Origin of the sequence: Nonlabens marinus S1-08, assembly GCF_000831385.1 — a bacterium.
Classification (GTDB): Bacteria; Bacteroidota; Bacteroidia; order Flavobacteriales; family Flavobacteriaceae; genus Nonlabens; species Nonlabens marinus.
This window is the reverse complement of sequence record NZ_AP014548.1, coordinates 1,505,159-1,529,099: the sequence shown is the minus strand read 5'-3', so window position 1 is coordinate 1,529,099 and position 23,941 is coordinate 1,505,159. Positions and strand designations below refer to the sequence as shown.

Sequence of the window (23,941 nt, the reverse complement as noted above, 5' to 3'; positions counted from 1 at the left end):
TAGATAGTATGCGAAGTATTTTTTAAAAAAATAAGCAGTCGCAAAATAAAGAAGAGGATCAAACGTTTTACTTTTTTTAACGGTTGTTGTACTCTAATAATGATGTTTAACAGCTTTGTAAAGAGCGAAGTTATTATATTGCAGCACCATTTTCAAATCAATACAGTAAATGAAAAACTACTCTGTCCTTAATATTTTCGTTGCCACAATAGCCTCTGTGCTATTGATAAGTTGTGGTGGCGGTAGCGATTATTCAAACACTTCTCGTGGAACAGGTTGGGACGTAACCGGTAAAAATGGTTTTGAACTGAATACAAAATACAAAGATCAGGACGCAGCTCCAGGATTGGTATTTGTAGAAGGTGGAACCTTTACTATGGGACGTGTCAAAGATGACCCAATGCACGACTGGAACAACACTCCAAACCAGCAACATGTTCAATCCTTTTATATGGATGAAACTGAGGTTACAAATGGAATGTACCTAGAGATGCTCGATTGGATCAAAGGTGTTTTCCCACCTGAAGTTCAAGAATACCGCGATATTTATAACGGCGCTGTACCAGATACTTTAGTCTGGAGAAACCGTTTAGGTTATAATGAGGACATGACTAAAAACTACTTGCGTTTCCCAGCCTATGCTAACTACCCAGTGGTAGGTGTATCTTGGATTCAAGCAGTAGAGTTTTGTAACTGGAGAACGGATCGTGTGAATGAAAAGATTCTTGTAGATCAAGGTTATACGGACAGAGATCAATTAGGTGCTAGAGATGCAAATCAACTTTTTAATACAGATACATATTTGAACGCCCCTACTTTGGTCTATGGAGGGAATGACTCGATTACAAGAGGCGGTAAAAGGTCTGCGCAACTAGAAAAGTCAAGAGGTAAACTTGCTGCCAAAAGAGACACAGACACCACTGGATTATATATTACTCGTGAAAAAGGAATTCTACTTCCAGCAGCTTACCGTTTGCCTACAGAGGCAGAATGGGAATATGCGGCATTAGGATTAGGAAGTTTGAGAGAATACAACTCTTACAGAGGTCGTAAGAAATACCCATGGGATGGACAATACACTAGAAGTGGTAGCCGTAAAAATCGTGGAGATCATTTAGCTAACTTTAAGCAAGGTGATGGAGATTACGGCGGTATCGCGGGATGGAGTGATGATGGAGCTGATGTTACAGCACCTATCAAATCTTATGAGCCTAACGATTTTGGTGTATATGACATGGCAGGAAACGTGTCTGAATGGGTAGCAGATGTTTACAGACCTATAGTAGATGATGAATTCAATGACTTTAACTACTACCGTGGTAACGTTTACACCAAGAATCAAATAGGACCAGATGGTAAAATTGCCGTGGTCACTACTGAGGATATTCAATACGACACTTTAAGTAATGGTAAATTGATTGCTCGCAACATGCCAGGAGAAATCAGACAGATTGCCGTAGATGATGAAGAGACTTATTTGAGAACCAACTTTGATCGCAGCGACAACCGCAACTTCCGTGATGGGGATGCACAGTCATCAAAGTATTACCGCACAGGTGATGAAATAGATCCTAACCAAAGAATGTACGACTCCCCTCAACACCAGGTAACTGTAGGTGAGGACGGTAAGTTTGACAGACAATATGACAAATCAAACACGAGAAGCACGCTTATAGATAACGAAGTACGCGTTATAAAAGGTGGCTCTTGGAGAGATAGAGAATACTGGTTAGATCCTGCAACTCGCAGGTTTTATCCACAGGATATGGCAAAGGATGACTTAGGTTTCCGTTGTGCGATGTCCCGAGTAGGATCTAAATCAAAAAAATCAAAGAGTCCTCGCAATTAAGGGGTAACTGAAATTTGCAAAAAGCCGGACAGTCTTGTCCGGCTTTTTTATGCGAAATAGTGAATAAAAAGTGGCCGGTTGTCCTTTCGCCTTGAGCGATCTCTATTATTTTTAAACCATGAATATAGAATCATTATACAGTTCGTTCAAATCCAGTAAAGGCGTTCATACCGATACCCGAACCTTACAGCCTGGGCAGCTATACGTTGCCTTGTCGGGTGAAAATTTTGATGGTAATGCCTATGTAGATGCCGCTTTCGCGAAAGGTGCTTCACATGTAGTCTGCAGCGACCCGGGTAAAGCATCTCAAGAAAACGTAACCGTAGTTGCAGATACTCTAAAAGCATTACAGGAGTTAGCCACATACCATAGAAATAAATTAAACCTACCTATTGTAGGTTTAACAGGAAGTAATGGTAAAACGACCACCAAAGAATTAATCATCGCCGTTCTTTCACAAAAGTTTCAAGTCAAAGGCACTAAAGGAAATTTAAATAATCATATAGGTGTCCCACTTACCTTATTATCCTTTGATGAGCAAACACAAATAGGTGTGGTGGAAATGGGTGCGAATCACATAGGTGAAATTGCTGAATTATGCCAGATCGCCCAACCTAACTTTGGGTTGATTACTAATTTCGGAAAAGCGCATTTAGAAGGTTTCGGCAGTCTGGAAGGTGTTAAAAGAGGCAAAAGCGAACTCTACGATTATTTAAGAGCAAATAACGGCAAAGCTATAGTGCTTTCCACCGATGTTGAGCAGCTAGCCAGATCAAAAGACCTAGAAAGGCGTGTGACACCCATTATGGATTTGAAATCCTCTCAACCTATCGAATTCACTTTTGAAAACGAAACAATCACCACCCAACTTACCGGTAGTTATAATTTTAACAATATGGAATTGGCAGCAGGAGTTGGTCTTGAGTTTGGGCTACATGCTGCAGAGATAGGGAAAGGTCTTAGTAGCTATAAGCCTGTCAACAATAGGTCGCAATTGATAGTAAGAGATAGTTACACCGTGATAATGGATGCATATAATGCAAATCCTACCAGCATGAAAGCGGCTTTGGAAAACCTTGCGTTACAAGATGGTTTTACGGTAGCCATTCTAGGTGATATGTTTGAAATGGGGTCTTATGCTGCCCCAGAACATCAAGAAATTGTCAATCATGCAGAAAAACTAAAGATCAATCAGGTTATTTTACTAGGACATCATTTTTTTGAAACGCAAAGCGCAACGGTACAAAAATTCAAGACTTTTGAAGACTTTTTACAGAACCCTCCTATTTCCAGCGACTTAAAAGCTACTGTTTTGATAAAAGGCTCTCGCGGCATGGCTTTGGAACGCGTGTTAGAAATTTTGTAGCGCATTAACTTTCGCAAAAGCGAAATAAAAAACAGCAATTTCCTTTTGCCAAATAATAATTTATGTAAATTTGCCACCGCTTTACAGCAAAAGGTACCTTAGCTCAGTTGGTAGAGCAATGGACTGAAAATCCATGTGTCCCTGGTTCGATTCCTGGAGGTACCACCTTATAAAAGCCCTGTTAACGCAGGGCTTTTCTTATTTCCAGGCCTATGAAACTGGCCGAGATATTTAAACATGGTCGGCAAAAAGGTCGGCATACTCAGGACGTTTTGTAAATTGAAATAAAAAATTCCTTTTTAAGGAAAGCCCTGGACGCAGTGTCGTAATTGTTTCTAGGGCTTATATTATAAAAGTATATAAAAAAACAACGTCCTAACAACGTGGATTTACAGAAGGAATCTGAGCCTCAGCAAAGTGCTTCGCTTTTTATATATGGATAAAATCAGTCTGATCATTACTGATTTGGAAAAGATAGATTGAAACTATTAATACTTAAATAAATGAGTGGAAAAACCTTTAAATGCCCTATTTGTAAGTCTGTCAATACTAGTCCGTGGAATGTATCTGTGATGGGCTCAGACAATACTTACACCACTCTTTTAGAGGATAGTAAATGTGCAGAATGTGGCCAATTTGTAGTAAGGGTGCGAAAAACAGGCGTAAGTCATACCATTATTGGAAAGGTTGATGTTCCTGATTTGGAGGAGTTCATTTATCCTGTCGTGCAAACAGTAATTGACCAGCAACACGTTCCAGAAAACATCTACAACGATTATATTGAAGCGAAAGAAATACTAGGAATAAGTAACAAAGGATCTGCCGCTGTATCTAGAGGTTTACTTCAACTAATTTTACGAGATTATTATGATGTAACACACTCTAATCTTGCAGCAGAGATTAAGCAAGCAATCGACTCAAATAAACTTCCAACCTATTTAGCTGATGAGATTGATGCTATTAGAATGATTGGGAATTTTGCCGCACACCCTTCAAAATCACTTAATACTGGTATAGTTGTGCCAGTAGAACCAAATGAAGCCGAGTGGCTTATAGCGATTATAGAAGGACTTCTTGAGTGTACATTCATTGCGCCGGCCCTGCAACGTAAACGTATTAGCAGGCTCAACGACAAACTTGAGGATATAGGAAAACCTCCCATGAAAGGCAGAGGAACTAAAAAATCCTAATTTGGAAATGAGTAACATACCCACTATTCGAATTATAAGATGGTTAATTGTTATCCTGATTATTTCTATCGGGAGTATTTTAATTAGTCAATTAAAATTTGACAACAAACCTATTGACGGGCTTGAACTGATTAACGTCCTACTAACTACTAGTACATTAATTGGTCTAATTTACACACTATATAAGCAAGATCAAGAATCAAAGAAGGGCGAAATCCAAAGAAGAAAACAATTATTATTAGACAATTTGCCTCTTCTCTCTTTTTCGAAAATAGAAAAGCTAGATCAAATACACATTACTATTAAATGCGTTAAAAACATTTGTATCCGCACCTGCTTTAAAATTACTGTAACTACTTTTGAAGGGGAAGAGTTAGAAAATTTCCACTACATACCTATCATAGAAGAGAACGATATTTTCAAAATTAAAGTTAATAAAACTGGCTTAAACAATTTGAACTTAGAAACTACCTATCGTGATGTTACATATACAGAATATGTGACACATTGGGCATTATTGGACACCAATGATGGCCCCATGCACGAACTTGACTCTGGCACATTACCTATAAAAGTTAAGGATTCCCCCAGTGTTGATTACAAGGTTTATTTAGAAAATCATAAAGAGAATCCAGAGCTGTCTAAAATCAAAAAAGTGACTGGTAAAAAATAAATTTTATGATTAATACAATAATAGTATTGCGCTATATTTGCAGCCGCTTAAAGGTTTTAGCATTGGTCGGCAATAGTGTCGGCAAACGACCACTTATATTAAGCAATTTGCTGTGTAACGATTTGGGAAACCTTGTTTTTCAGTCGTTTACATCCCCAATATTAGGCAGCGGTACACTGAAAATCCATGTGTCCCTGGTTCGATTCCTGGAGGTACCACAGCAAACCCGATCGCGTTGATTGGGTTTTTTGTTATTTGAACTTTAAGGTTCCATTCATCGTGGGATTAGCTCAGTTGGTTTAGAGCGCTGCCTTGACAGGGCAGAGGTCACTGGTTCGAATCCAGTATTCCACACGATATATACAATATGATTCTGGCTGTAGACATAGGGAATACCGCCATCAAACTCGCTGTAGTTGATGATGTCACTGTTTACGACCTTATTCGTAGCAAGCAAGAGGATTTCATTTCTCAAGTAAAAAGTATTCAATCCAACTACCCAGATCTTAAGAATGCCTGTATTTGCCAAGTAGGTGCGATGGACATTAAACTATTGCATGCCTTAGAAGGTCTATTGAAGGTAACTTATATCAATCAAGAGACTTCATTGCCCTTTTTCAACAAATACCAATCCGTCACCTTAGGCAACGACCGCAAAGCTCTTGTTGCTGGTGCGCTGACTAGCGCTCCATCAGGCAAAGAGATCTTAGTGATTGATGCAGGAACTTGTGTTACCTATGATTTTATTGATGCAGATCGTAACTATTGGGGTGGCGCTATTTCACCTGGACTTCATCTAAGATACCAGTCCCTCCATAATTTTACAGCACAACTGCCGTTATTACAACCACAAAAGCCTGAAACCTTGATAGGAAATTCTACTACAGAATCCATACATAGTGGCGTGGTCAATGGTCTAGCTCTTGAGATTAAAGGAGTAATTAAAAAATATAGTAAAAAACATCCAAATCTTTACGTAATCATAACAGGTGGGGATGCAGAACTATTGGTAAAGCAACTGAAAAACCGTTTCTTTGCCTCGCCTTTTTTGATGCTGTACGGCATCCATAATCTTTACAAATTAAATTCATGATAAGAAGTATTTTAACCGTTTTGTTCCTATTTACCATTATGGGCAGTTGGGCACAATCGCGTACTTCCTCACCCTACTCCTTTTTTGGACTAGGACAGCAAACATTTAGAGGCACAATTGAGAATCGCAGCATGGCTGGGATCAGGACTTATAGCGACAGTATTCACCTGAACCTGCAAAATCCAGCCTCGTATAGCAAACTGAGGTTGACTACCTATGCTATAGGAATGAACCATACCGAAACCTTTGCAAGTACTGAGGATAGCAATGATACTTATGATGCCACCTCTATACAATATGTCAGTATTGGAGTGCCTGTAAGTCCTAAGACGGCTTTCGGCTTTGGTTTAATACCATTCCAATCTGTAGGTTATACTATTGGTTCTGTAAGTCCAGAGCGCTATAGCCGCTTTACTGGCGAAGGCTCTTTAAACCGTGCATACTTTAGTTTAGGTCATCAGTTGACTAAAAACATCAGTATCGGTGGAGAATTTAGGTACAACTTTGGAGAAGAAACTAATTCTTCCAGTATCGCATTCAACGAAGTGCAATTTGGTACCCGAGAAGAAAATGAAACTGACTTGAGTGGTATCTCCTTCAACTTAGCCATCAATTACGATAAGATACTCGATAACGGGAATTCATTTAACGCATCATTCATATATCAACCAGAAGCAGATATCACTGCTAGGAACGTACGTCGCTTGAGTACCATTACCGTGGGTGCAGATTTAACTGAGAATATATTTGTTACCCGTGAAAGCCCTGAAACTAAACAAGAATTGAAATTGCGCGAAGAGTATACCATAGGCATAGGCTATGGGAAACCTTTAAACTGGAATCTTGCTGCTGAATATTCGCTGAGAGGCTCTAGTTCCTCTGCAGCGCGGTCCTTTGCACCTGATAATAGCGAGTTTACAGATGCAGCATCCTACCGGGTAGGAGGTTTTTATATCCCTAATTTCAATAGTATCTCAAGTTACTGGGATAGAGTCGTCTACCGTGGTGGAATGCGCTATGAAGAGAGTGGTCTACGTCTTAATGGAGAAGACGTTAATGAGTTTGGCATATCTTTTGGATTAGGACTACCCATAGGACGCGGCGCTTCCTTCTCAAATGCAAACATAGGATTTGAATACGGGCAGCGTGGAACGCAAAATGCTGGTTTGATAAAAGAAGATTTCTTCAGTATTTCTATAGGACTTTCATTAAATGACCGATGGTTCCAAAAAAGACGTTACAATTAATATTACCAAAACTTACAACTGAAAAGAAATGATTATGAAAAAGACAAGCCTCTTTTTAGCAGCAGCAGCCGTTCTTAGTTTCGCTTTCGCGAAAGCGCAAGACGCAAACGATTGCACCGTAATGCTACAAATATTTGCAGAGAATGCAAAAGCAAGATCTTATGACGAAGCATTTAAGCAACTAGACCCTTTAGTTCAAAAGTGTCCTGATGCAAGCGCGGCTATCTATCAATATGGAGAGCGTATTTATGAAGATCGATTAAGAAAGAATGTAGGAGAAGAAACTGCAAATGCTAAAGGTCTTATAGCTATGCTACAAGGGCAAATCAACAGATTCCCAGACATAGTGAATGTCAGCAAAAAGAAGACGGAAATCGCTCGTACTATGTATAAGTACAACATAGGAACGGAAGATGAGCAATATAATATGTTGCGTGAATCCTTTGTAAGCGATAAAGAAAATTTTACGGACCCGAATGCGATGATCACCTATTTCAAATTGGCTGAAAAGCGCTACAATGACCAAAAAGTAAACCTTCAAGATTTCTTCGATATTTATGATGAATTGACAGCGCAAATTGAAAAAGTTCAAGATGAAAGAGGTCAAGTGATTACTCAATTGATGGATAAGGAAGCTGCCGGCACCTTGACTGATCAAGAAAAGGAGCAAATGGAAGCTCAAGAAATCAACATCAAAAATTACGGAATCGTAATGGGAAATGTGAATGCAACTTTAGGTGCACTTGCAGACTGTGATAAATTGATCCCATTATATGAGGCTGAATTTGAGAATAAAAAAGATGATCAAAACTGGTTATCTAATGTATTAAGAAGGCTGCAGGCTAAAGAATGTACGGATGCGCCACTATACATCACATCAGTTAAGGCGCTGCATGACCTTAATCCAAGTGGAAAAACAGCCTATGGTTTAGGTAATATCGCTGAAACTCAATCAGAGAAATTCAAGTACTGGGATCAAGCGATTGAATTAGGAGTAGATGATGATTTAGTTTCAAGAATTCATTATAAGAAAGGTATGGCTTATAAAGCTCAAGGACAGTACGGAAGTGCTAAAAGAGAGTTTCTAGCTGCCAATGCTGCTAAACCATCTTTCGGAACACCGTTTCTTCAAATTGCAAATATGATAGGTAACAGTATCAATAGCTGTGGATCTTCTATCTTTGAAAAGAAAGCTGTGAACTGGGTGGCTGCAAGGTACGCTAGTAAAGCTGCTGCGGTAGACCCTTCCATTAGAAGTACAGCATTAGCAACTGCTGAAAGTTATAATGGTCGTGCTCCACAAAAAGCTGAGATCTTTACAAATAACGATTTCAACTCAGGACAAACGATAACTTTCAACTGTTGGATAGGAGAATCTGTAAGAATCCCATAATTGGCAATCTTTAAAAATATAATAAAAACAACGATCACGGCAACTGCCGTGATCTGTTTTTTAGCATGTACTGATAATTTAAAGGAAGTTGCTAAAATGAATACGGTCTCCAACCAGCCATCAAGTGAGGTTGAAAACCTGTTATTGAAGCATACCGATAGTGGCTATTTAAAAGCCACCATACGTGGTCCTCTGATGCTAGATTATTCTAATGACTCCTACCCATTCACTGAATTCCCTGATGGGATTAAGGTGGAAGTTTATGAAACTAATGGTGACACCACTAAAAAAACAACCATCACTGCTGACTATGCAGTAATTTTTAGCGAGAGTGATCTAGTCGACCTTAAAGGCAATGTGAAAATTGTAGGAACAGATGGAAGCACCTTTTTTGGAGACCAGCTGTACTGGGATCAAAAATCAAGATGGATTTTTACAGACCAACCCTTCCGTACTGATTTAACTAATAAAAGTGAAACATCTGGGGATATTCTCGATTCAAACGAGAAGCTTACTAAAGCTTTAGTGCGCAATTCCAGTGATCTATACTACATAAAACCTGAAGATGAGTAAGTTTTTTAAATATTTTGAATACGCCTACCTAGTTTTTGCTGTATTGTTTATAGCTACCGGTATTTATGAATTCAATGAATCTCCGCAGCGGTCGTATATGCTGTTTGGGATGTCTGCATTGGCTACCTTTATGTTTTTCTTCAAAAGGCGTTTTCGTCGTAGATTTGAGGAGCGTAACAAGAAATAATGCTGGAACAGATTCTTATCATTATAGGCATGCTCATATTGAGCGCTTTCTTTTCAGGGATGGAAATTGCCTATGTATCTTCTAATAAGATACATATTGAGCTAGAAAAACGACAGCAAGATTTTATAGGTCGGGTTTTGCGTAATCTAACCGCACAACCGTCAAAGTTTATTATTACCATGCTTATAGGCAACAGTGTGGCGCTAGTCGTCTATGGGTTTGCTATGGGCGATTTATTGACAGAACAACTTTCTCTACTCTACCCCACTCTAGCAAATAGCGGTTTCCAACTCTTACTGGTACAGACCGTCATCTCTACATTAATCATCTTACTGACTGCTGAGTTTTTGCCTAAAGTATTTTTTCAGATTTATGCAAATGAACTGCTCAAGTTTTTTGCCATACCCGCTTATTTGTTCTACCTGTTGTTTTGGGGAGTTTCTTGGTTTTGTATCCAATTATCTGACTTTGTCCTCAAGACGTTTTTCAAGTCCAATGGCGATGAAATTCAGCTTTCATTTTCTAAGCTAGAATTAGGAAACTACATCACTGAGCAAATGGAAAGTGCTCAAGAACAGCAAGAAGTAGACAGTGAGATTCAGATCTTTCAAAATGCCCTAGACTTCGGTGGACTCAAGGCTCGTGAGGTTATGGTTCCAAGGACTGAAATGATATCAGTTCAAGAAAGCACAGAAATTAAAGACCTGAATAAAAAATTCGTCAATACCGGCTTGAGCAAAATACTGATCCATAAAGAAACCATGGATGATATCACTGGATATGTACACAGTTTTGACTTATTCAAATCGCCCGCAACTATAGGAGACATAAGACGCGAAGTACTGAACGTTCCAGAAACCATGCTGGTAAAGGACGTTCTCAACTTATTGATCAAGCGCCACAAAAGCGTGGCTATCGTGCTCGATGAATATGGCGGGACTTCCGGATTGATCACGGTTGAGGACATCGTGGAGGAACTTTTTGGAGAAATTGAAGATGAGCATGACTCTGACCAGTTTATAGAATCCCAGATCAGTGAGACTTGTTTCAAATTAAGTGCTCGATTAGAAGTAGATTATATCAACGAACGCTACAAACTGGACCTTCCTGAAGATGAACAATATGAAACCCTTGGAGGTTTAATCGTTCACAAAACTGAAAATATTCCTGATGAGCTGGAAGAAGTCATCATCGACTCTTACTGTTTTAGAATTCTAGAAAAGTCAAATAATAAAATTGACTTAGTGGAACTCAACATCATCGTTGAGGAGTAGTTGTAGCTGGTTCATAAGCACAATTCAAAGTAGGTGTAACAAGGTTTGATATAATTTCGCTTTCGCGAAAGCGATTTCTCCACATCCTTCACTGCTACAATTAGTTAAACAACACGCAGAAAGCCATCAATTCCAGATCTTCTAGCTGGTATAATTAAGGGGAAAACACTATTTTCGCCACCGTTTAAATTTAAAAAATAGAGAATGGCCATTTTAGGTAAAATCAGGTCTCAGGGCTTGTTTCTGATCATCATTATTGCACTGGCGCTTTTTGCGTTTATTATAGGTGATTTGATACGTCAAGGGAGTTTTAATAGCGACGACCAGAATGTGGTGGGCTATGTAGGTGATACGGAATTGAATCGTCAAGAGTTCAGCCGTCAGGTGGAAGCTACCATGAATCAACGTGCTGGAATGTCTACCATCCAGGCAGCAAATATTGTTTGGGATCAACAAGTGCGTGATGCGGTCTTGCAAGAGCAAATTACTGCTGCTGGCATTCAAGTAACAGATGAGCAAGTTTCTAATTATATGAAAGCGGCTTATGCTCGATTCCCTCAATTCCAGGATGAAAACGGTCAGTTCTCAGACGCTCTTTTTGCGCAATATGTGAATCAAGCGGCTACACAAAACCCTCAAGGATGGCAGCAAGATCTTGATAATGCAGCAAATCAAGTGCGTCAACAGCGCTTGTTCACCTTACTCAAAAGCGGTGTAATAGGTACAACTATTGACGGTGAGTTTGCTTATCGATTAGAAAATGACAATCGGGACTTTCAATATGTAAACATCCCTTACTCTTCCATCCCAGATAGTGAAGTAGAAGTAACTAAGTCTGAAATCAAATCCTACATCAAGGATCATGAGAAGCAGTTTCAAGCAGATGCGAACAGAGATATCCAATACGTTCTTTTTGCAGACAAAGCGTCTGAAGCAGATACGAAAGCTCTAGAAGCTGAAATGAATCAATATATCACTGGCAAAGAAAACCAGTATGATGATGCTACTAAGCAAAAGGTAACTACTCCAGGTTTGAAAACTACTGAAAACCCAGAAGCCTTTGTAAATGCAAACTCTGATCTTCCTTTCACAGGCAGATACACCATGGTTTCCAAGTTGAGCCCTGCTGAACGTGCCATCGCTACTTTAGATGAAGGTTCAATTTACGGTCCTTACAAGGATGGAGAATATTCTAAAGTTTCTAAAGTATTAGACAAGAAAACCTTGAATGACAGTGTAAAGAATAGACATATACTCGTTCCTTTCGCTGGTGCTACAAGAGCAGGGTCTGATGTTACTATGACTAAAGAAGCAGCTAAAAAACTAGCAGACAGCATTGCCTCTACTATTGGAAGCAGTAAAGAGAGTTACGATACTCGATTTGAATACTATCAAGAAAATGAGCCGCAAATATTAGCTCAAGATATAGGCTGGGTAGTGTACTCCGGTAATGCAGCACAGTTTGCACCTGGATATACCGAGTTCTTGTACAACAATAATGAAGGAAGTGTTGGAGTCGCGGAAAGTGGCTTTGGTTACCACGTAATCCGAATTGATGAAACTGGCGCAGCTGGAGAAGCAATAAAGCTGGCTACAGTGGCTAAAAAGGTGATGCCTTCTAAGGCAACCACCAAAAACTTGTACACTCAAACTCAAAAATTCCAACTAGCAGCAAGAAGCGAAGATTTTTCGGCTTTGGCTAAAGAATATGAAGTAGAGGTAGTACCAGTACGTAGCTTAAAAGCATTAGACGAAAACCTTCCTGGAATCAGTAGGAATCGTTCAATTGTACAATGGTCTTTTGATAAAGATCGAGAAGTGGGCGATGTAGAGCGATTTGAAACTCCTGAAGGCTACGTAGTTGCTCAAGTAACAAAAATAAGCGACAAAGGCTTGATGTCTGTTGAGGAAGCAAGTGCTACCGTAACGCCTATTTTAAGAAATAAGAAAAAAGCAGAGATGATCAAGAACAAAATCAACTCTAAAGATTTGAATACCATCGCTACTAATCAGAAGCAAACCGTTCAAACGGCAACAGCTATTAACAGAATGTCTCCTATTCTAGCAGGTATTGGTCAAGAACCTAAAGTAGTAGGAACTGCTTTCGGTTTGAAGGAAGGCCAAGTTTCTAAGCCTATCGCTGGTGAGAAAGGTGTTTTTGTAATCAAGGTTACTGCGATAGAAAACGCTCCTGACTTAGACAATTATTCTAATGATGCTAAACTAGTAGCACAACGTACTGCTAATCAATCTACATCTGCGCTAGTAGAGGCTTTGAAAAAAGCAACGGAGATTGAAGATAAAAGGTCTGTTTTCTACTAGACTACTGTAAAATTCAACTATTGAAAAAGCCTTCTTGTAGCATCAAGAAGGCTTTTTTATTTCGGTGTACGTAAGATTACTTTAGCTCAGCGGAGTCGTGAATCTTGTGATAGTATAGAGTATTAGATTAACCTAAAGCCACTTCCTCCCAATTGAGTATCTGATGATACCCTTTACCTTTGAAATAATTCAAGCTGTTATCTGTGCCAGTCACCAGCATATAATCGCCTCCCCATCCTCCTAAAGATTTCACCGCTCCTTGATAATCTGGAAAAAACCGCTCTTTAATAGGCTTCGCTCCTATCAAACCTGCAACTATACTTTCATGCTCATAAATTACATTTTCAAAAGCTTGAAGGTCATTTTCGGTCTCCAGGAAGCGCTTGGGCATTTCATTTAACTGTTGTCTTATCTCGGTAGTTAATTTTTCAGTATTGAAACGAGCAATAGACTCACGGCTGTTTTGTTTTTGATTCAGGTAAATAAAAAACAATTGGTCTGTAAACTCTGGTTCATAGCTTATTGCTTGTACCAGTGGCTCTGTTTCATTGTAATTATAAATTATGGGTGAAGTGGCTCTTGCGCAAGCAATATCGTATCCACTACCTCCAAAACTTTCAAACTGTAATTTATAAGCATCACAACCTACCCAATCCGCAATCATGGCAATAAGGGTGGAACTAGTTCCCATTCCAGATTTACGGTCAAAGTCTAGCTGAGTTACCGCGTCAAATCCGTTATAAAAGTTAGTGTAGTTCGAAAGTTGAAGCGCGCTTTTCAATATTTGTAGTAGCTTTTTGAACACAGGATTAACATGATCAAAACTGTCATTCCTCAAATCTGCTATTGAAAATTGTACGTCTAACCATAAGCTTCCATCTGCATTGTAGCTTTTCCAAACAACTTGCTGATCATCTCGTGGCTGAATGATCAGTCGTTGGTCTAACTTAAGAGGCATAGCGAGCGCATCTACATTATCTAAAACAGCATATTCGCCTGTCAGCAAAAACTTACCGTGAGCTGAAAATTGAGCTTTAGTAACTTCAAAGAGATCACCAGCTATTGCCATTCCCGCATTCTTTCTAATGATTCCTTCAGCGCAGAAAAACTGGGTGTTTTATTGCCATATTCCTGACGCAACTCTGTTTTTTCCTCTAGTGTTGCTCCTATTTGTTCTAGCATATTGTTCAGGTGCATTTTCATATGACCAGACTGTATACCTGTTGTAACGAGCGAATGTAGCGCTGCAAAATTTTGAGCCAGTCCACAGACGGCGGTAATCCCCATCAACTCTCGTGCGTCAGGATTCCCCATGATTTGGAGCGATAATTTTGCTAAAGGATGCAGTGAAGTTAAACCACCTACCGTTCCTAAAGCAAGAGGAAAGTCAGCTTCAAACGTGAACACCTCATCTTCTACTCGTGCACGCGTCAAACTGCGGTATTGACCATCCCTTGAGGCATAGGCATGCACTCCAGCCTCCACAGCTCTGAAATCATTACCTGTGGCTAACACAACCGCATCGATACCGTTCATGATTCCTTTGTTATGAGTTACCGCGCGTAAAGGTTCTACTCTAGCAACATCAACAGCTTGGACAAATTTGCGAGCAAAATCAGCACCAGCCATTCCATTTATCGTTCCTAGATCAACTAGTGGACAAGAAACCTCCACATGTACCACACAATCAGGGACGTAGTTACTCAAGATGGACATGACAACTTCTGGTGGGGCGATAGAGAAACCTTGGTACTCTGAGGCTTTCTCGCGCAACGTGTTTGCTAATTGCTCGAGTACCGTATTGATAAAATTGGCCCCCATAGCATCGCGAGTATCAAAGGTTGCGTGCAATTGATAGTAGCCTTTCAGCGCTTCGGTTTTATCGACCAGTTCTAAACTTAACAATCCACCACCTCTAGATTTCATGCTGGCGTTGATGTGCACTATAGATTTCAGCAAGTCCGCTTTCGCGAAAGCGTAAAAAGCCTCCATCTCACTGCGCAATCCTGCATAGTTTAAATGCACTTGGCCTGATTTAGTAGTGCCCTTGATCGTCGTTTTGAAACCACCACGATTCAACCAAAACTTTGCCGCCTTACTGGCTGCCGCAACTACACTGCTTTCTTCAATGACCATAGGGATGGTTTTGAGATCGCCATTAATCATAAAATTGGGAGCGAGTCCCAATGGCAAATAGTAGTTGGTTATGGTATTCTCACTAAAACCATCATGTAATTCCTGTAGCTTCTCGTCTGTATTCCAGTACTGTAGAAGCACCTCACGAGCTGTGGTAGAATCCTTGAGCTGCTGGGAAACCAGCCAATCAATTTTTTGTGATTTTGAAAGTTTAGAGAAACCTTGAACGGGTTGATTCATAAGAATGGGTAAAACGGTAAAGATACAATGCATAATCCTAAGCAGCAGCGCAGGATAATGACTGAAAACAGCTCGTTTTTGGGATATTTTTAGTAAAATTGATGTCTGTCTAAAGTTTAGATAGAAACTAACGAAATTCGTACCATTTCATGATTAAAAATTGCCTATTGACTCTGGCCTTTATTATCGCCAGTACCAGTGCCATCGCGCAACAAAACATTACTGTAGAAGATATTTATACCGGCGCCTTCTCAACGGAAGGTTTGCAGTCCCTTAACTCCCTAAACAATGGTGAGGAATACCTGGTTCTCAATCGCAATGCAGACCGTTCCCAATCTGTGGACAAATACAGTTACTTGACCGGAGAGAAAGTAGCCACCTTAGTTTCCAGTAACGACATTAAGTTGCCTATACGCAATTATGAGCTGAGTGATGATGAGCAGCTGATGATGATTACCTCTCAGCGCATTCCTATTTTCAGAAGATCTGCTAATAGTATGGTTCATGTTTACAATCTTAATACGAAAGAACTTACCACTGTGAGCGATCAACTTGTTCGTAGTGCTTCTTTTTCCCCTGATGGAAAAAAAGTTGCCTATGTACTTGAAAATAATATTTACTACAAGAATTTAGAAACCGGTGCAACAGTTCAAGTGACTACTGATGGGGTAATCAATAAATTGATCAATGGAGTCACAGACTGGGTATATGAAGAAGAGTTTTCCCTAGTTCAAGCCTACCAGTGGAGCCCTAATAGCAAGCAAATTGCATTCATCTCTTTTGATGAGACTGACGTTCCAGAATTTTCTATGGATGTATACGGGAGCGAATTGTATCAAAAACCATATGTTTTTAAATATCCCAAAGCTGGTGAAAAAAATAGTGTTGTAGGACTAAATCTTTATGACCTAGAAAGCAATACCCGTAAAAACGTGAACTTGAATCGCAACGAGGAATTTTATATCGCGCGTTTGAATTACTCTCCTAACGGCAAACTGGCAGTTCAGGTATTGAATCGTTATCAAAACGTATTAGATTTTTATTACGTCAATCCTGATGGAGAAGCAGCTATAGCTTTTACTGAAAAAGATGATGCTTATGTAGATGTTACTGATGACCTGACTTTCTTAGAAGATGGGAGTTTCCTATGGACAAGTGAAAAAGACAATTGGAGGCACATTTACCTCTATGATGCCAATGGAGAAGAAAAAAGACAGATCACCTCAGGAGCATGGGACGTGACTTCTTATTATGGTTATGATGCTATATCAAAACGGATTTATTATCAAAGCACAGAGGATGGAAGTATCAATCGCGGGATCTATTCTATATCGCTCAAGGCAAAAGACAAGAAAAAACTGTCCAATCAGCTAGGATCAAATAGTGCAGATTTCAGCAAGAACTTTACGTATTACATCAATACTTATTCTAGTGCTTCCACTCCACCAGTTTACACATTGAACCGTGCGAAAGATGGAAAGCAAGTGCGGGAGATTGTCAACAATAACGAATTGTTGAGCAAACTCAAAAATTACAAATTATCACCTAAGGAGTTCTCTACACTCAATGTCAATGGTAATGATTTGAATATGTACATGATCAAACCATTAGATTTTGATGCCACTAAAGAGTATCCAGTATTAATGTTTCAATACAGCGGGCCTGGATCACAGTCCGTTTCTAACAGCTGGTATGGTTCTAACGATTACTGGCACAGCATGCTGGCTAACGATGGCTACATCGTGGTTTGTGTAGATCCAAGAGGTACAGGTTATAAAGGTGCTGATTTCAAAAAAGTCACTCAGCGAGAGTTAGGAAAATATGAAGTAGAAGATCAAATCCAGGCAGCTCGCCAGTTGGGAGAAATGGACTATATAGATGCTGGCCGTATAGGAATATGGGGATGGAGTTATGGAGGCTTTATGAGCTCCAACTGTATTTTAAAAGGAAACGATGTATTTAGTACTGCTATCGCAGTGGCACCAGTGACCAACTGGAGATTTTATGACACTATTTATACAGAGCGTTATATGGTGACGCCACAAGAGAATCCTACAGGTTATGATGAGAACAGTCCTATCAACTATGTGGATCAATTAAAAGGAAATTACCTATTGGTTCACGGTAGTGCAGACGATAATGTACACGTGCAGAATACTATGTTGATGATTGAGGCATTAGTACAGGCAAATAAGCAGTTTGACTGGGCGATTTACCCTGATAAGAATCACGGTATTTACGGTGGTAACACCCGCATACATTTATATAATAAGATGACCAACTTCATCAAAAAAAACCTTTAATCCTTACCCTAACAACTAACTATTATGGAATATAAATTTGGCGGTTCGCTAACAAATCAAAGAACGGTCCTAGGACATCCTTCAGGATTATTTGTTCTCTTTTTTACTGAAATGTGGGAACGCTTTTCCTACTATGGAATGCGAGCTTTATTAGTTCTTTTCTTAATATCAGCCATTGTTGATGGAGGTTGGGGATGGGAGCGTGCAGACGCTGCGGTTCTTTACGGTTGGTATACTGGCTTAGTATATATTACCCCTATCATAGGTGGATTCATTGCAGATAAGTTTACAGGGTATCGTAACGCTATTGTAATTGGGGCTTTATTAATGACACTGGGTCATGCTAGTATGGCACTGGAAGGGTTTACAAGTAATTTCTTCTACATCGGTCTGACGCTTTTGATTCTTGGAAACGGACTTTTCAAACCAAACATTTCTTCTATTGTTGGGCAGCTATACAAGTCTCAAGGAAAAGAAAAAGATGCTGGTTACACCATATTTTACATGGGTATTAATGCAGGTGCCTTTTTAGGAATATTACTTTGCGGATACATCGGAGAATCTCCAGACTGGGGATGGCACTACGGTTTTGGCCTAGCAGGTATCTTTATGTTCTTTGGGATGTTACAATTTTATTTTGCACAAAAAATATTTGGACGTATTGGATTATCTCCAGCTGGAACCAAAGATTTTGATAACGCGGTAGAAGATGAATTTGAAAAAACTACAGAGGTTGTAGAGGAAATTGCAGATGAAGCTAAAAGATCTGTTGTTACTAGAGACCGCTTATTAGTGATTGGTGTTTTTGCTTTCTTTACTATTTTCTTTTGGTGGGCATTCGAACAGGCAGGAAGTTCTATGACTATTTTTGCAAACGATTATACGGATCGTGTATTAGAAGGTGATGGCGCTACTATTTTTAAAGTCGTCAACACCTTACTTACAGTGGTCCCTATGCTTATTATCACCTATGTATTAGGAATGTTATTTAAGCAAACTTTTAGCAAGTATGGGCTAGCCAATATTTTGCTTGCAATTAGTTTTGTGATCATTTGGATTATTGTTGTCTATATGTTGATGCAGCAATTTAACGATCCAGCACCTGAAGTTCCAGCTTCTTGGTTTGGTATATTAAACTCATTTTTTATAATTGCCTTTGCTCCTTTATTTTCAAAAATCTGGCAAAGCAAATACAATCCATCTGGACCTGTTAAATTTGCGATAGGTCTTATTTTGGTGGGTCTTGGATTTGCTTTCTTAGCTTATGGTTCCATGGGAATTCCGTTGGGAGCTAAGACTGCTTCTGTAAGCATGATTTTCTTAGTCATTGCTTACTTATTGCACACTTTAGGAGAATTATGTGTATCTCCAGTAGGGCTAAGTTATGTGAGCAAGTTGGCACCATTGAAGTTAGTTGGATTAATGTTCGGTATCTGGTTTGTGGCAAATTTCATTGCAAATTTAACCGCAGGTATCACTGCAAGTTATTTAGACCCTATTGTAGAAGAGTATGGACTTGCAACATTCTTTTTGATTTTTACTGCCATACCAGTAGCTGCAGGTCTGGTAATGCTAGCCATCAATAAATGGATGATTTCTAAAATGCACGGTGTGCGATAGATATTGTTGATTTTATAAATTTCAAAACGCACCACTATGGTGCGTTTTTTGTTTTTATAGAGTCTAACTTTGTAGTATGAAACGATTTCTTTTTCTTCTTTTATTGATCAGCGCTGCGACCGCAAGTGCACAGGTACAATGGATGAGTATGAACGAGGCTTTGGCCGCACAGCAAAAAGAACCTCGGAAGATCTTATTCAAGACCTACACAAAATCCTGTCCTAACTGTAAATGGATGGATAAGTACGCTTTCGCGAAAGCGGGCATCGCAGAATACATAAACGCCAATTACTATCCAGTTGCCTTTGATGCGGAAGGAAAAGAGTCCATCACCTACAAAGGAAAAACCTACAGCAACAAACAGTACCAAAAATATCCTGGAGCCCAACACGACTTTGCTGAGGCGATGAAAATCTTTGAATATCCCACTCTCATCTTTTTTGACACTAAAGGAAATGTCATACAACCCATTCCAGGTAAGTTAGATGCTAAAAAGTTAGAAATCTATATCACGATGCTTGTTGATGACACCTACAAATCCATCCGTACTGGAAAGCAGTGGGCAGATTACCAGGCTGATTTTAAGTACCGCCTACAGGGTTAATGATCTAATAAACTCACAGCGCCATATTCATAGGTGTTGATGAAATTAACATCTCGACCTTTACAAGTTTGTTGCCATCGATGAACCATATTACGGTAATTAGAACCGTCAGCAATGATCAATTGTGGTTGAAGATCTGTAATCAATCGATCAAGATTAACCTTAGGGGAGTTGGAGAGTAATAGTACCTCAACGTTTTTAAGATTGGGGTCGTAAATGGTGCTTTCGTCAATTACGATAATACTTTTTCCTGCAAACTCTAACATTGATGGCAAACTATCGATCGCCACTTCTCTATCAATCATTGTTCCTGTGTTCTTAAGTCTTCGAATGCTTTCGATTTTTCGATCTGCTTTCATACTTGGCATATGTAAGAACAATTGAGCATCATTCCCTTTTGACAATGCAATCGCGGTACCCCTTGATTGGTGAAGCACTAGAAATGATTCCTTGACTTGTACGTTTTTGTAAATACCATACCCTAATAGGACAGCAACACAGATAAGTGAGAAGTGAAGGAAGTTGTTGGGCTTTACCATTCGCAGCCGTTCTCTTTTACTTTTTACCAACTGGGGCCTCAAGTAAAGTGCGACACCTAGTAAAATCAGATACAGCAACAATACTTCCACAACTGTTACATATAAGTCTTTGAGAATGAAAAATTTGAAATTACTGATCCATGAAACCAAGTCGATTATTAAATTAAAGATAAAATTGAGCCCTTCTGCGAATAAACCAGACGATATGTCCAATTCCACAATTGTAATAAATGCTATCGATAAAATCAGTATTGCTGGTAGTACGAAGAGTAGTACCATATTTCCAACTAAAAACAGTAGTGGAAACTGATGAAAGTAATAGATACTTAATGGTGCAACTCCTATTTGAGCAGAAAGGGTAACTGTAAAAATTTGCCACAGGTTCCTAACAAACCAAGATTTGGGTCTGGCAACAAAGCTAGAAAATATAGGTTGTAGTAAAACGATGGCTAACACCGCGGTATAACTCAATTGAAACCCTACTTGAAATAACATTCTGGGATCTATCAATAATAGAACTAACGCAGATATGGTCAAACTGTGGAAAACCGAACCCTTCCTGTTTATATTCATCCCCACAGCAACAAAAGAAAACATCATTACCGCCCGCATGATAGAAGGTGACATTCCTGTCAGTAAGGCAAAAGACCACAACAAGGCTATTATCAATAAAGACTGTAACAACTTGCCGTATTTGAACCTCAACATCCACCGCAAACAGAATTGTAAAATCAACAACATGATCCCAACATGCAGCCCACTGAGCGCTAGAATATGAATAACGCCAGCATCTCTAAAATTTTGGCTTACCGTAGGATCTACATTTTGTCGTTGCCCTAATACTAAAGCTTCAATCAATGCCCTTGGTTGGGCTTGAAGTTCTGTACCTTGTAGGTCTTTAAGTAGCTGATTACGCATTCCTATATACCATGACAGTTGTGCCTGTTGTCGGGATATATTTAATATTCTTGGCTTGTCAACGTAAACCTGCCCGTACACGTCGATACTTTCTAAATATTCTTTATAGTTAAAATCTCCTGGATTACGCCCATCACTGGCGTCGTTGATATCATCATATACCGTAAGTCGATCCCCCACTTGAAAGTATAAGGAATCAGAACTCTTGAACAATACTAAAATCCTACCTGTGGCCGGCTGTCGATTGATTTGTTTTATTTGAGCATAGAAGCGGTTATTGTACTCATTAGAGCTCAGCTGATCAGTAAGCTCTAGGGTAATGACAGCATCTTGATCATCATGTTGTAAAGATTCATAATGATCAGAAGGCAGATATTCAGTTTTGAAGTGAAAAAGCAGACCTCCTATCCCTATGAAGAATACAATAATGGCATTTGTAAATAATACCTTGGAAAAGGTTTTGAAAGGGAAAAAGAAATAAGAAGCCACTGCCAAGATCAAGGCTAGACCACTGACCGTAAAGAAAACAGTGTCAGAAACTTGCGAAAACCTAGCGATGCAAATTCCAGCGATAAACGCTATAAGAATGCGATAAAATGGGTAATCTAACCAGCGCATTCTTTAAAAGAATTTAAAATAATCGTCCTGAACTACGGTACTTCCCTAGCCAATAAGGCTCATTTAATGAAGAAACAACAACCCCTTGAGATACCGTGGCGTGTACAAAACGAACCTCAGCTGGAGTAACCTCAGTTACTAGAGCTACATGATTGATCTTTTTACGATCTCGCCCAGTGGCGAAAAACATGAGGTCGCCCTTACGCACTTCCTTTACATCAATAGGTGTAGCCGCTTGAAAAAAGCTCATACTGGTGCGTGGTACCGTCTCACCCGCCTCAGCAAATGATATATGCAGTAACCCGCTACAATCCATTCCTGCACGCGTTGAGCCACCATACCTGTAACGTACGCCTTCATAATTCATGGCTGTCTTTATTGCAACATCTACTGTCGTCATGTCCAGCGGCACTTCTTCCACTGCTGGCTCTTCCTCTACAGGTTCTGTATCTGGACGTTCCGTAGTATTGCGAGTGATGTTTCTGCGAGCCGGTCGTACTGCAGCTATTTGCTCTTGGTATTCTTTGGCCTCCGCTTTAGTGGTGATGACGTGCGGCTTAGAACTCCCGCAAGAAGCCATCAATGCAGCTATGGAGCATATTACAGCCGTTCGAACTATAGGTGTTGCTATGCTGTGTGTAATTCGCTTTCGCGAAAGCGAACTCTTATTCATCATCCTCACTCGGTTCAATAGATTTGTAAATGAGCTGTGCCGTCTTTTCACTAGCACCTACGCCACCTAGTTTTTTTTCCAGATTGTAATAATCGGTAAATATGCGGTTGCGTTGCTCTGAATCGAGCAGCTGTTGCAATTCGCTTTTGAGATTTTTCTTATTGAATTCATTTTGAATCAACTCCTTAACAACAGGACGATCCATGATTAAATTTACTAGAGAAATGTAATCCAATTTAATGATGCGCTTTGCAATATGGTACGAAATGGTGCTGCCCTTGTAACAGACCACTTGAGGCACTTTAAACAACCCTGTCTCCAAGGTTGCGGTACCTGAAGTCACTAATGCCGCATGGGACAAACTGAGCAAATCGTAGGTGCGATTCATAATCAAATGAACGTTCTTCTTCTTAAGAAAAGTATCATAAAATGATTTTTCTTGTCCAGGAGCACCGGCAATAACAAAAAGATAGTCCGGAAACTCATCTGTCATTCTCAACATGACCTGTAACATGTTCTTAATCTCCTGTTTACGACTACCAGGAAGCAGTGCAACGATAGGACGGTCATCTAAATGATGCTCTTCTAAAAACTTTTCATGGTCGACTTTTGACCTTTGAGTGATGGAATCTATTAAAGGATGTCCCACAAAATGAACTGGAAATTGGTGCTTTTGCTCATAAAACTCTTTCTCAAAAGGAAGAATGACATACATCTCATCCACATCACGTTTGATGGATTTGATACGATTTTCTTTCCAAGCCCAGATTTGAGGTGAGATATAATAATGATTGCGATATCCTTTGATACGCGCCCATTTCATGATCCTAAAATTGAAACCAGGATAGTCGATGTAGATAATGACATCTGGTTCGAAAGCTTGAATATCCTTTTTACAGTCGTTGATATTTCGTAAAATAGTACGCAAGTTCCCCAGCACTTCTACAAAACCCATAAAAGCGAGGTCACGATAATGCCTTACCAACACACCGCCATGCTGCTGCATCAACTCGCCACCCCAAAATCTGAATTGAGCATTAGCGTCTTGATTTTTTAGTTCTTTCATTAATAAGGAACCGTGTAAATCACCACTAGCTTCTCCTGCAATCAAATAGTATTTCAT

At 39.6% G+C, this 23,941-nt stretch carries 19 protein-coding genes and 2 tRNA genes; 16 read left to right on the top strand and 5 right to left on the bottom strand.

The genetic code is table 11. The annotated features are described in order from the left end of the window. Positions 1-169: 169 nt before the first annotated feature. From gldJ to NMS_RS06920, 13 genes are all read left to right on the top strand, one after another. Positions 170-1,849 carry a gliding motility lipoprotein GldJ gene (gene gldJ / locus NMS_RS06980; RefSeq protein WP_041496058.1) on the top strand — a complete coding sequence of 560 codons (1,680 nt, stop codon included), beginning with the start codon at positions 170-172 and terminating at the stop codon, positions 1,847-1,849. Positions 1,850-1,967: 118 nt separating this feature from the next. After that, a complete protein-coding gene (locus NMS_RS06975; protein ID WP_041496057.1) occupies positions 1,968-3,215 on the top strand; it encodes a UDP-N-acetylmuramoyl-tripeptide--D-alanyl-D-alanine ligase in 1,248 nt (415 codons plus the stop codon). 92 nt (positions 3,216-3,307) lie between these two features. Next, a tRNA-Phe gene (locus tag NMS_RS06970) sits at positions 3,308-3,380 on the top strand. A gap of 338 nt (positions 3,381-3,718) precedes the next feature. Beyond that, positions 3,719-4,405 (top strand): DUF4145 domain-containing protein, encoded by a 687-nt coding sequence (locus tag NMS_RS06965; protein WP_052476813.1) that lies wholly within the window; start codon positions 3,719-3,721, stop codon positions 4,403-4,405. Positions 4,406-4,412: 7 nt separating this feature from the next. Then, positions 4,413-5,078, top strand: coding sequence for a hypothetical protein (locus tag NMS_RS06960; RefSeq protein WP_041496056.1), 666 nt, complete (start codon positions 4,413-4,415; stop codon positions 5,076-5,078). Between the two features lie 279 nt (positions 5,079-5,357). After that, positions 5,358-5,432: transfer RNA gene (locus tag NMS_RS06955), tRNA-Val, on the top strand. 13 nt (positions 5,433-5,445) lie between these two features. Next, the gene (locus NMS_RS06950; RefSeq protein ID WP_041496055.1) at positions 5,446-6,171 is read left to right on the top strand and encodes a type III pantothenate kinase; all 726 of its coding nucleotides are present in this window, start codon (positions 5,446-5,448) and stop codon (positions 6,169-6,171) included. Beyond that, positions 6,168-7,418 carry a membrane protein gene (locus NMS_RS06945; RefSeq protein ID WP_041496054.1) on the top strand — a complete coding sequence of 417 codons (1,251 nt, stop codon included), beginning with the start codon at positions 6,168-6,170 and terminating at the stop codon, positions 7,416-7,418. Before NMS_RS06950 ends, NMS_RS06945 begins: the two co-directional genes overlap by 4 nt. A gap of 34 nt (positions 7,419-7,452) precedes the next feature. Next, positions 7,453-8,811: a hypothetical protein gene (locus NMS_RS06940; RefSeq protein ID WP_041497555.1), complete on the top strand. Its 1,359-nt coding sequence runs from the start codon at positions 7,453-7,455 to the stop codon at positions 8,809-8,811. Further along, the gene (gene lptC / locus NMS_RS06935; RefSeq protein WP_052476811.1) at positions 8,812-9,384 is read left to right on the top strand and encodes an LPS export ABC transporter periplasmic protein LptC; all 573 of its coding nucleotides are present in this window, start codon (positions 8,812-8,814) and stop codon (positions 9,382-9,384) included. Further along, positions 9,377-9,571 (top strand): hypothetical protein, encoded by a 195-nt coding sequence (locus tag NMS_RS06930; protein WP_041496053.1) that lies wholly within the window; start codon positions 9,377-9,379, stop codon positions 9,569-9,571. The genes lptC and NMS_RS06930 overlap by 8 nt, the downstream gene beginning before the upstream one ends. Then, a complete protein-coding gene (locus NMS_RS06925; RefSeq protein WP_041496052.1) occupies positions 9,571-10,845 on the top strand; it encodes a hemolysin family protein in 1,275 nt (424 codons plus the stop codon). Before NMS_RS06930 ends, NMS_RS06925 begins: the two co-directional genes overlap by 1 nt. A 204-nt stretch (positions 10,846-11,049) precedes the next feature. Further along, positions 11,050-13,167, top strand: a complete 2,118-nt coding sequence (locus NMS_RS06920) for a peptidylprolyl isomerase (RefSeq protein ID WP_041496051.1) — start codon at positions 11,050-11,052, stop codon at positions 13,165-13,167. 127 nt (positions 13,168-13,294) lie between these two features. Here NMS_RS06920 and NMS_RS06915 read toward each other — a convergent pair whose 3' ends face one another. Both NMS_RS06915 and NMS_RS06910 read right to left on the bottom strand, forming a co-directional pair. Beyond that, a complete protein-coding gene (locus tag NMS_RS06915) occupies positions 13,295-14,236 on the bottom strand; it encodes a GYDIA family GHMP kinase (protein WP_052476809.1) in 942 nt (313 codons plus the stop codon). Then, the gene (locus tag NMS_RS06910; RefSeq protein ID WP_041496050.1) at positions 14,227-15,543 is read right to left on the bottom strand and encodes a hydroxymethylglutaryl-CoA reductase, degradative; all 1,317 of its coding nucleotides are present in this window, start codon (positions 15,541-15,543) and stop codon (positions 14,227-14,229) included. The genes NMS_RS06915 and NMS_RS06910 overlap by 10 nt, the downstream gene beginning before the upstream one ends. A gap of 149 nt (positions 15,544-15,692) precedes the next feature. Here NMS_RS06910 and NMS_RS06905 point away from each other — a divergent pair, with 149 nt between their 5' ends. The 3 genes from NMS_RS06905 (at position 15,693) to NMS_RS06895 (ending at position 20,070) form a co-directional block, all read left to right on the top strand. Next, complete coding sequence (locus tag NMS_RS06905) at positions 15,693-17,846, top strand: S9 family peptidase (protein WP_041496049.1); 2,154 nt, start codon at positions 15,693-15,695, stop codon at positions 17,844-17,846. A 24-nt stretch (positions 17,847-17,870) separates the two neighbouring features. Then, on the top strand, positions 17,871-19,466 hold the full coding sequence (locus tag NMS_RS06900) for a peptide MFS transporter (RefSeq protein WP_041496048.1): 1,596 nt from the start codon (positions 17,871-17,873) through the stop codon (positions 19,464-19,466). Positions 19,467-19,542: 76 nt separating this feature from the next. Further along, positions 19,543-20,070 (top strand): thioredoxin family protein, encoded by a 528-nt coding sequence (locus NMS_RS06895; protein WP_041496047.1) that lies wholly within the window; start codon positions 19,543-19,545, stop codon positions 20,068-20,070. On the opposite strand, the gene NMS_RS06890 is transcribed toward NMS_RS06895, so the two are convergent. The 3 genes from NMS_RS06890 to lpxB are packed head-to-tail and all read right to left on the bottom strand — an operon-like array spanning position 20,067 to position 23,941. Next, complete coding sequence (locus NMS_RS06890) at positions 20,067-22,145, bottom strand: ComEC/Rec2 family competence protein (RefSeq protein WP_041496046.1); 2,079 nt, start codon at positions 22,143-22,145, stop codon at positions 20,067-20,069. The two genes, NMS_RS06895 and NMS_RS06890, sit on opposite strands and share 4 nt — an antisense overlap. Positions 22,146-22,158: 13 nt before the next feature. Then, positions 22,159-22,821, bottom strand: a complete 663-nt coding sequence (locus tag NMS_RS13460; RefSeq protein ID WP_052476808.1) for a C40 family peptidase — start codon at positions 22,819-22,821, stop codon at positions 22,159-22,161. Next, entirely contained in the window at positions 22,811-23,941 is a 1,131-nt protein-coding gene (lpxB, locus tag NMS_RS06880; protein WP_041496045.1) for a lipid-A-disaccharide synthase, read from the bottom strand. Before lpxB ends, NMS_RS13460 begins: the two co-directional genes overlap by 11 nt.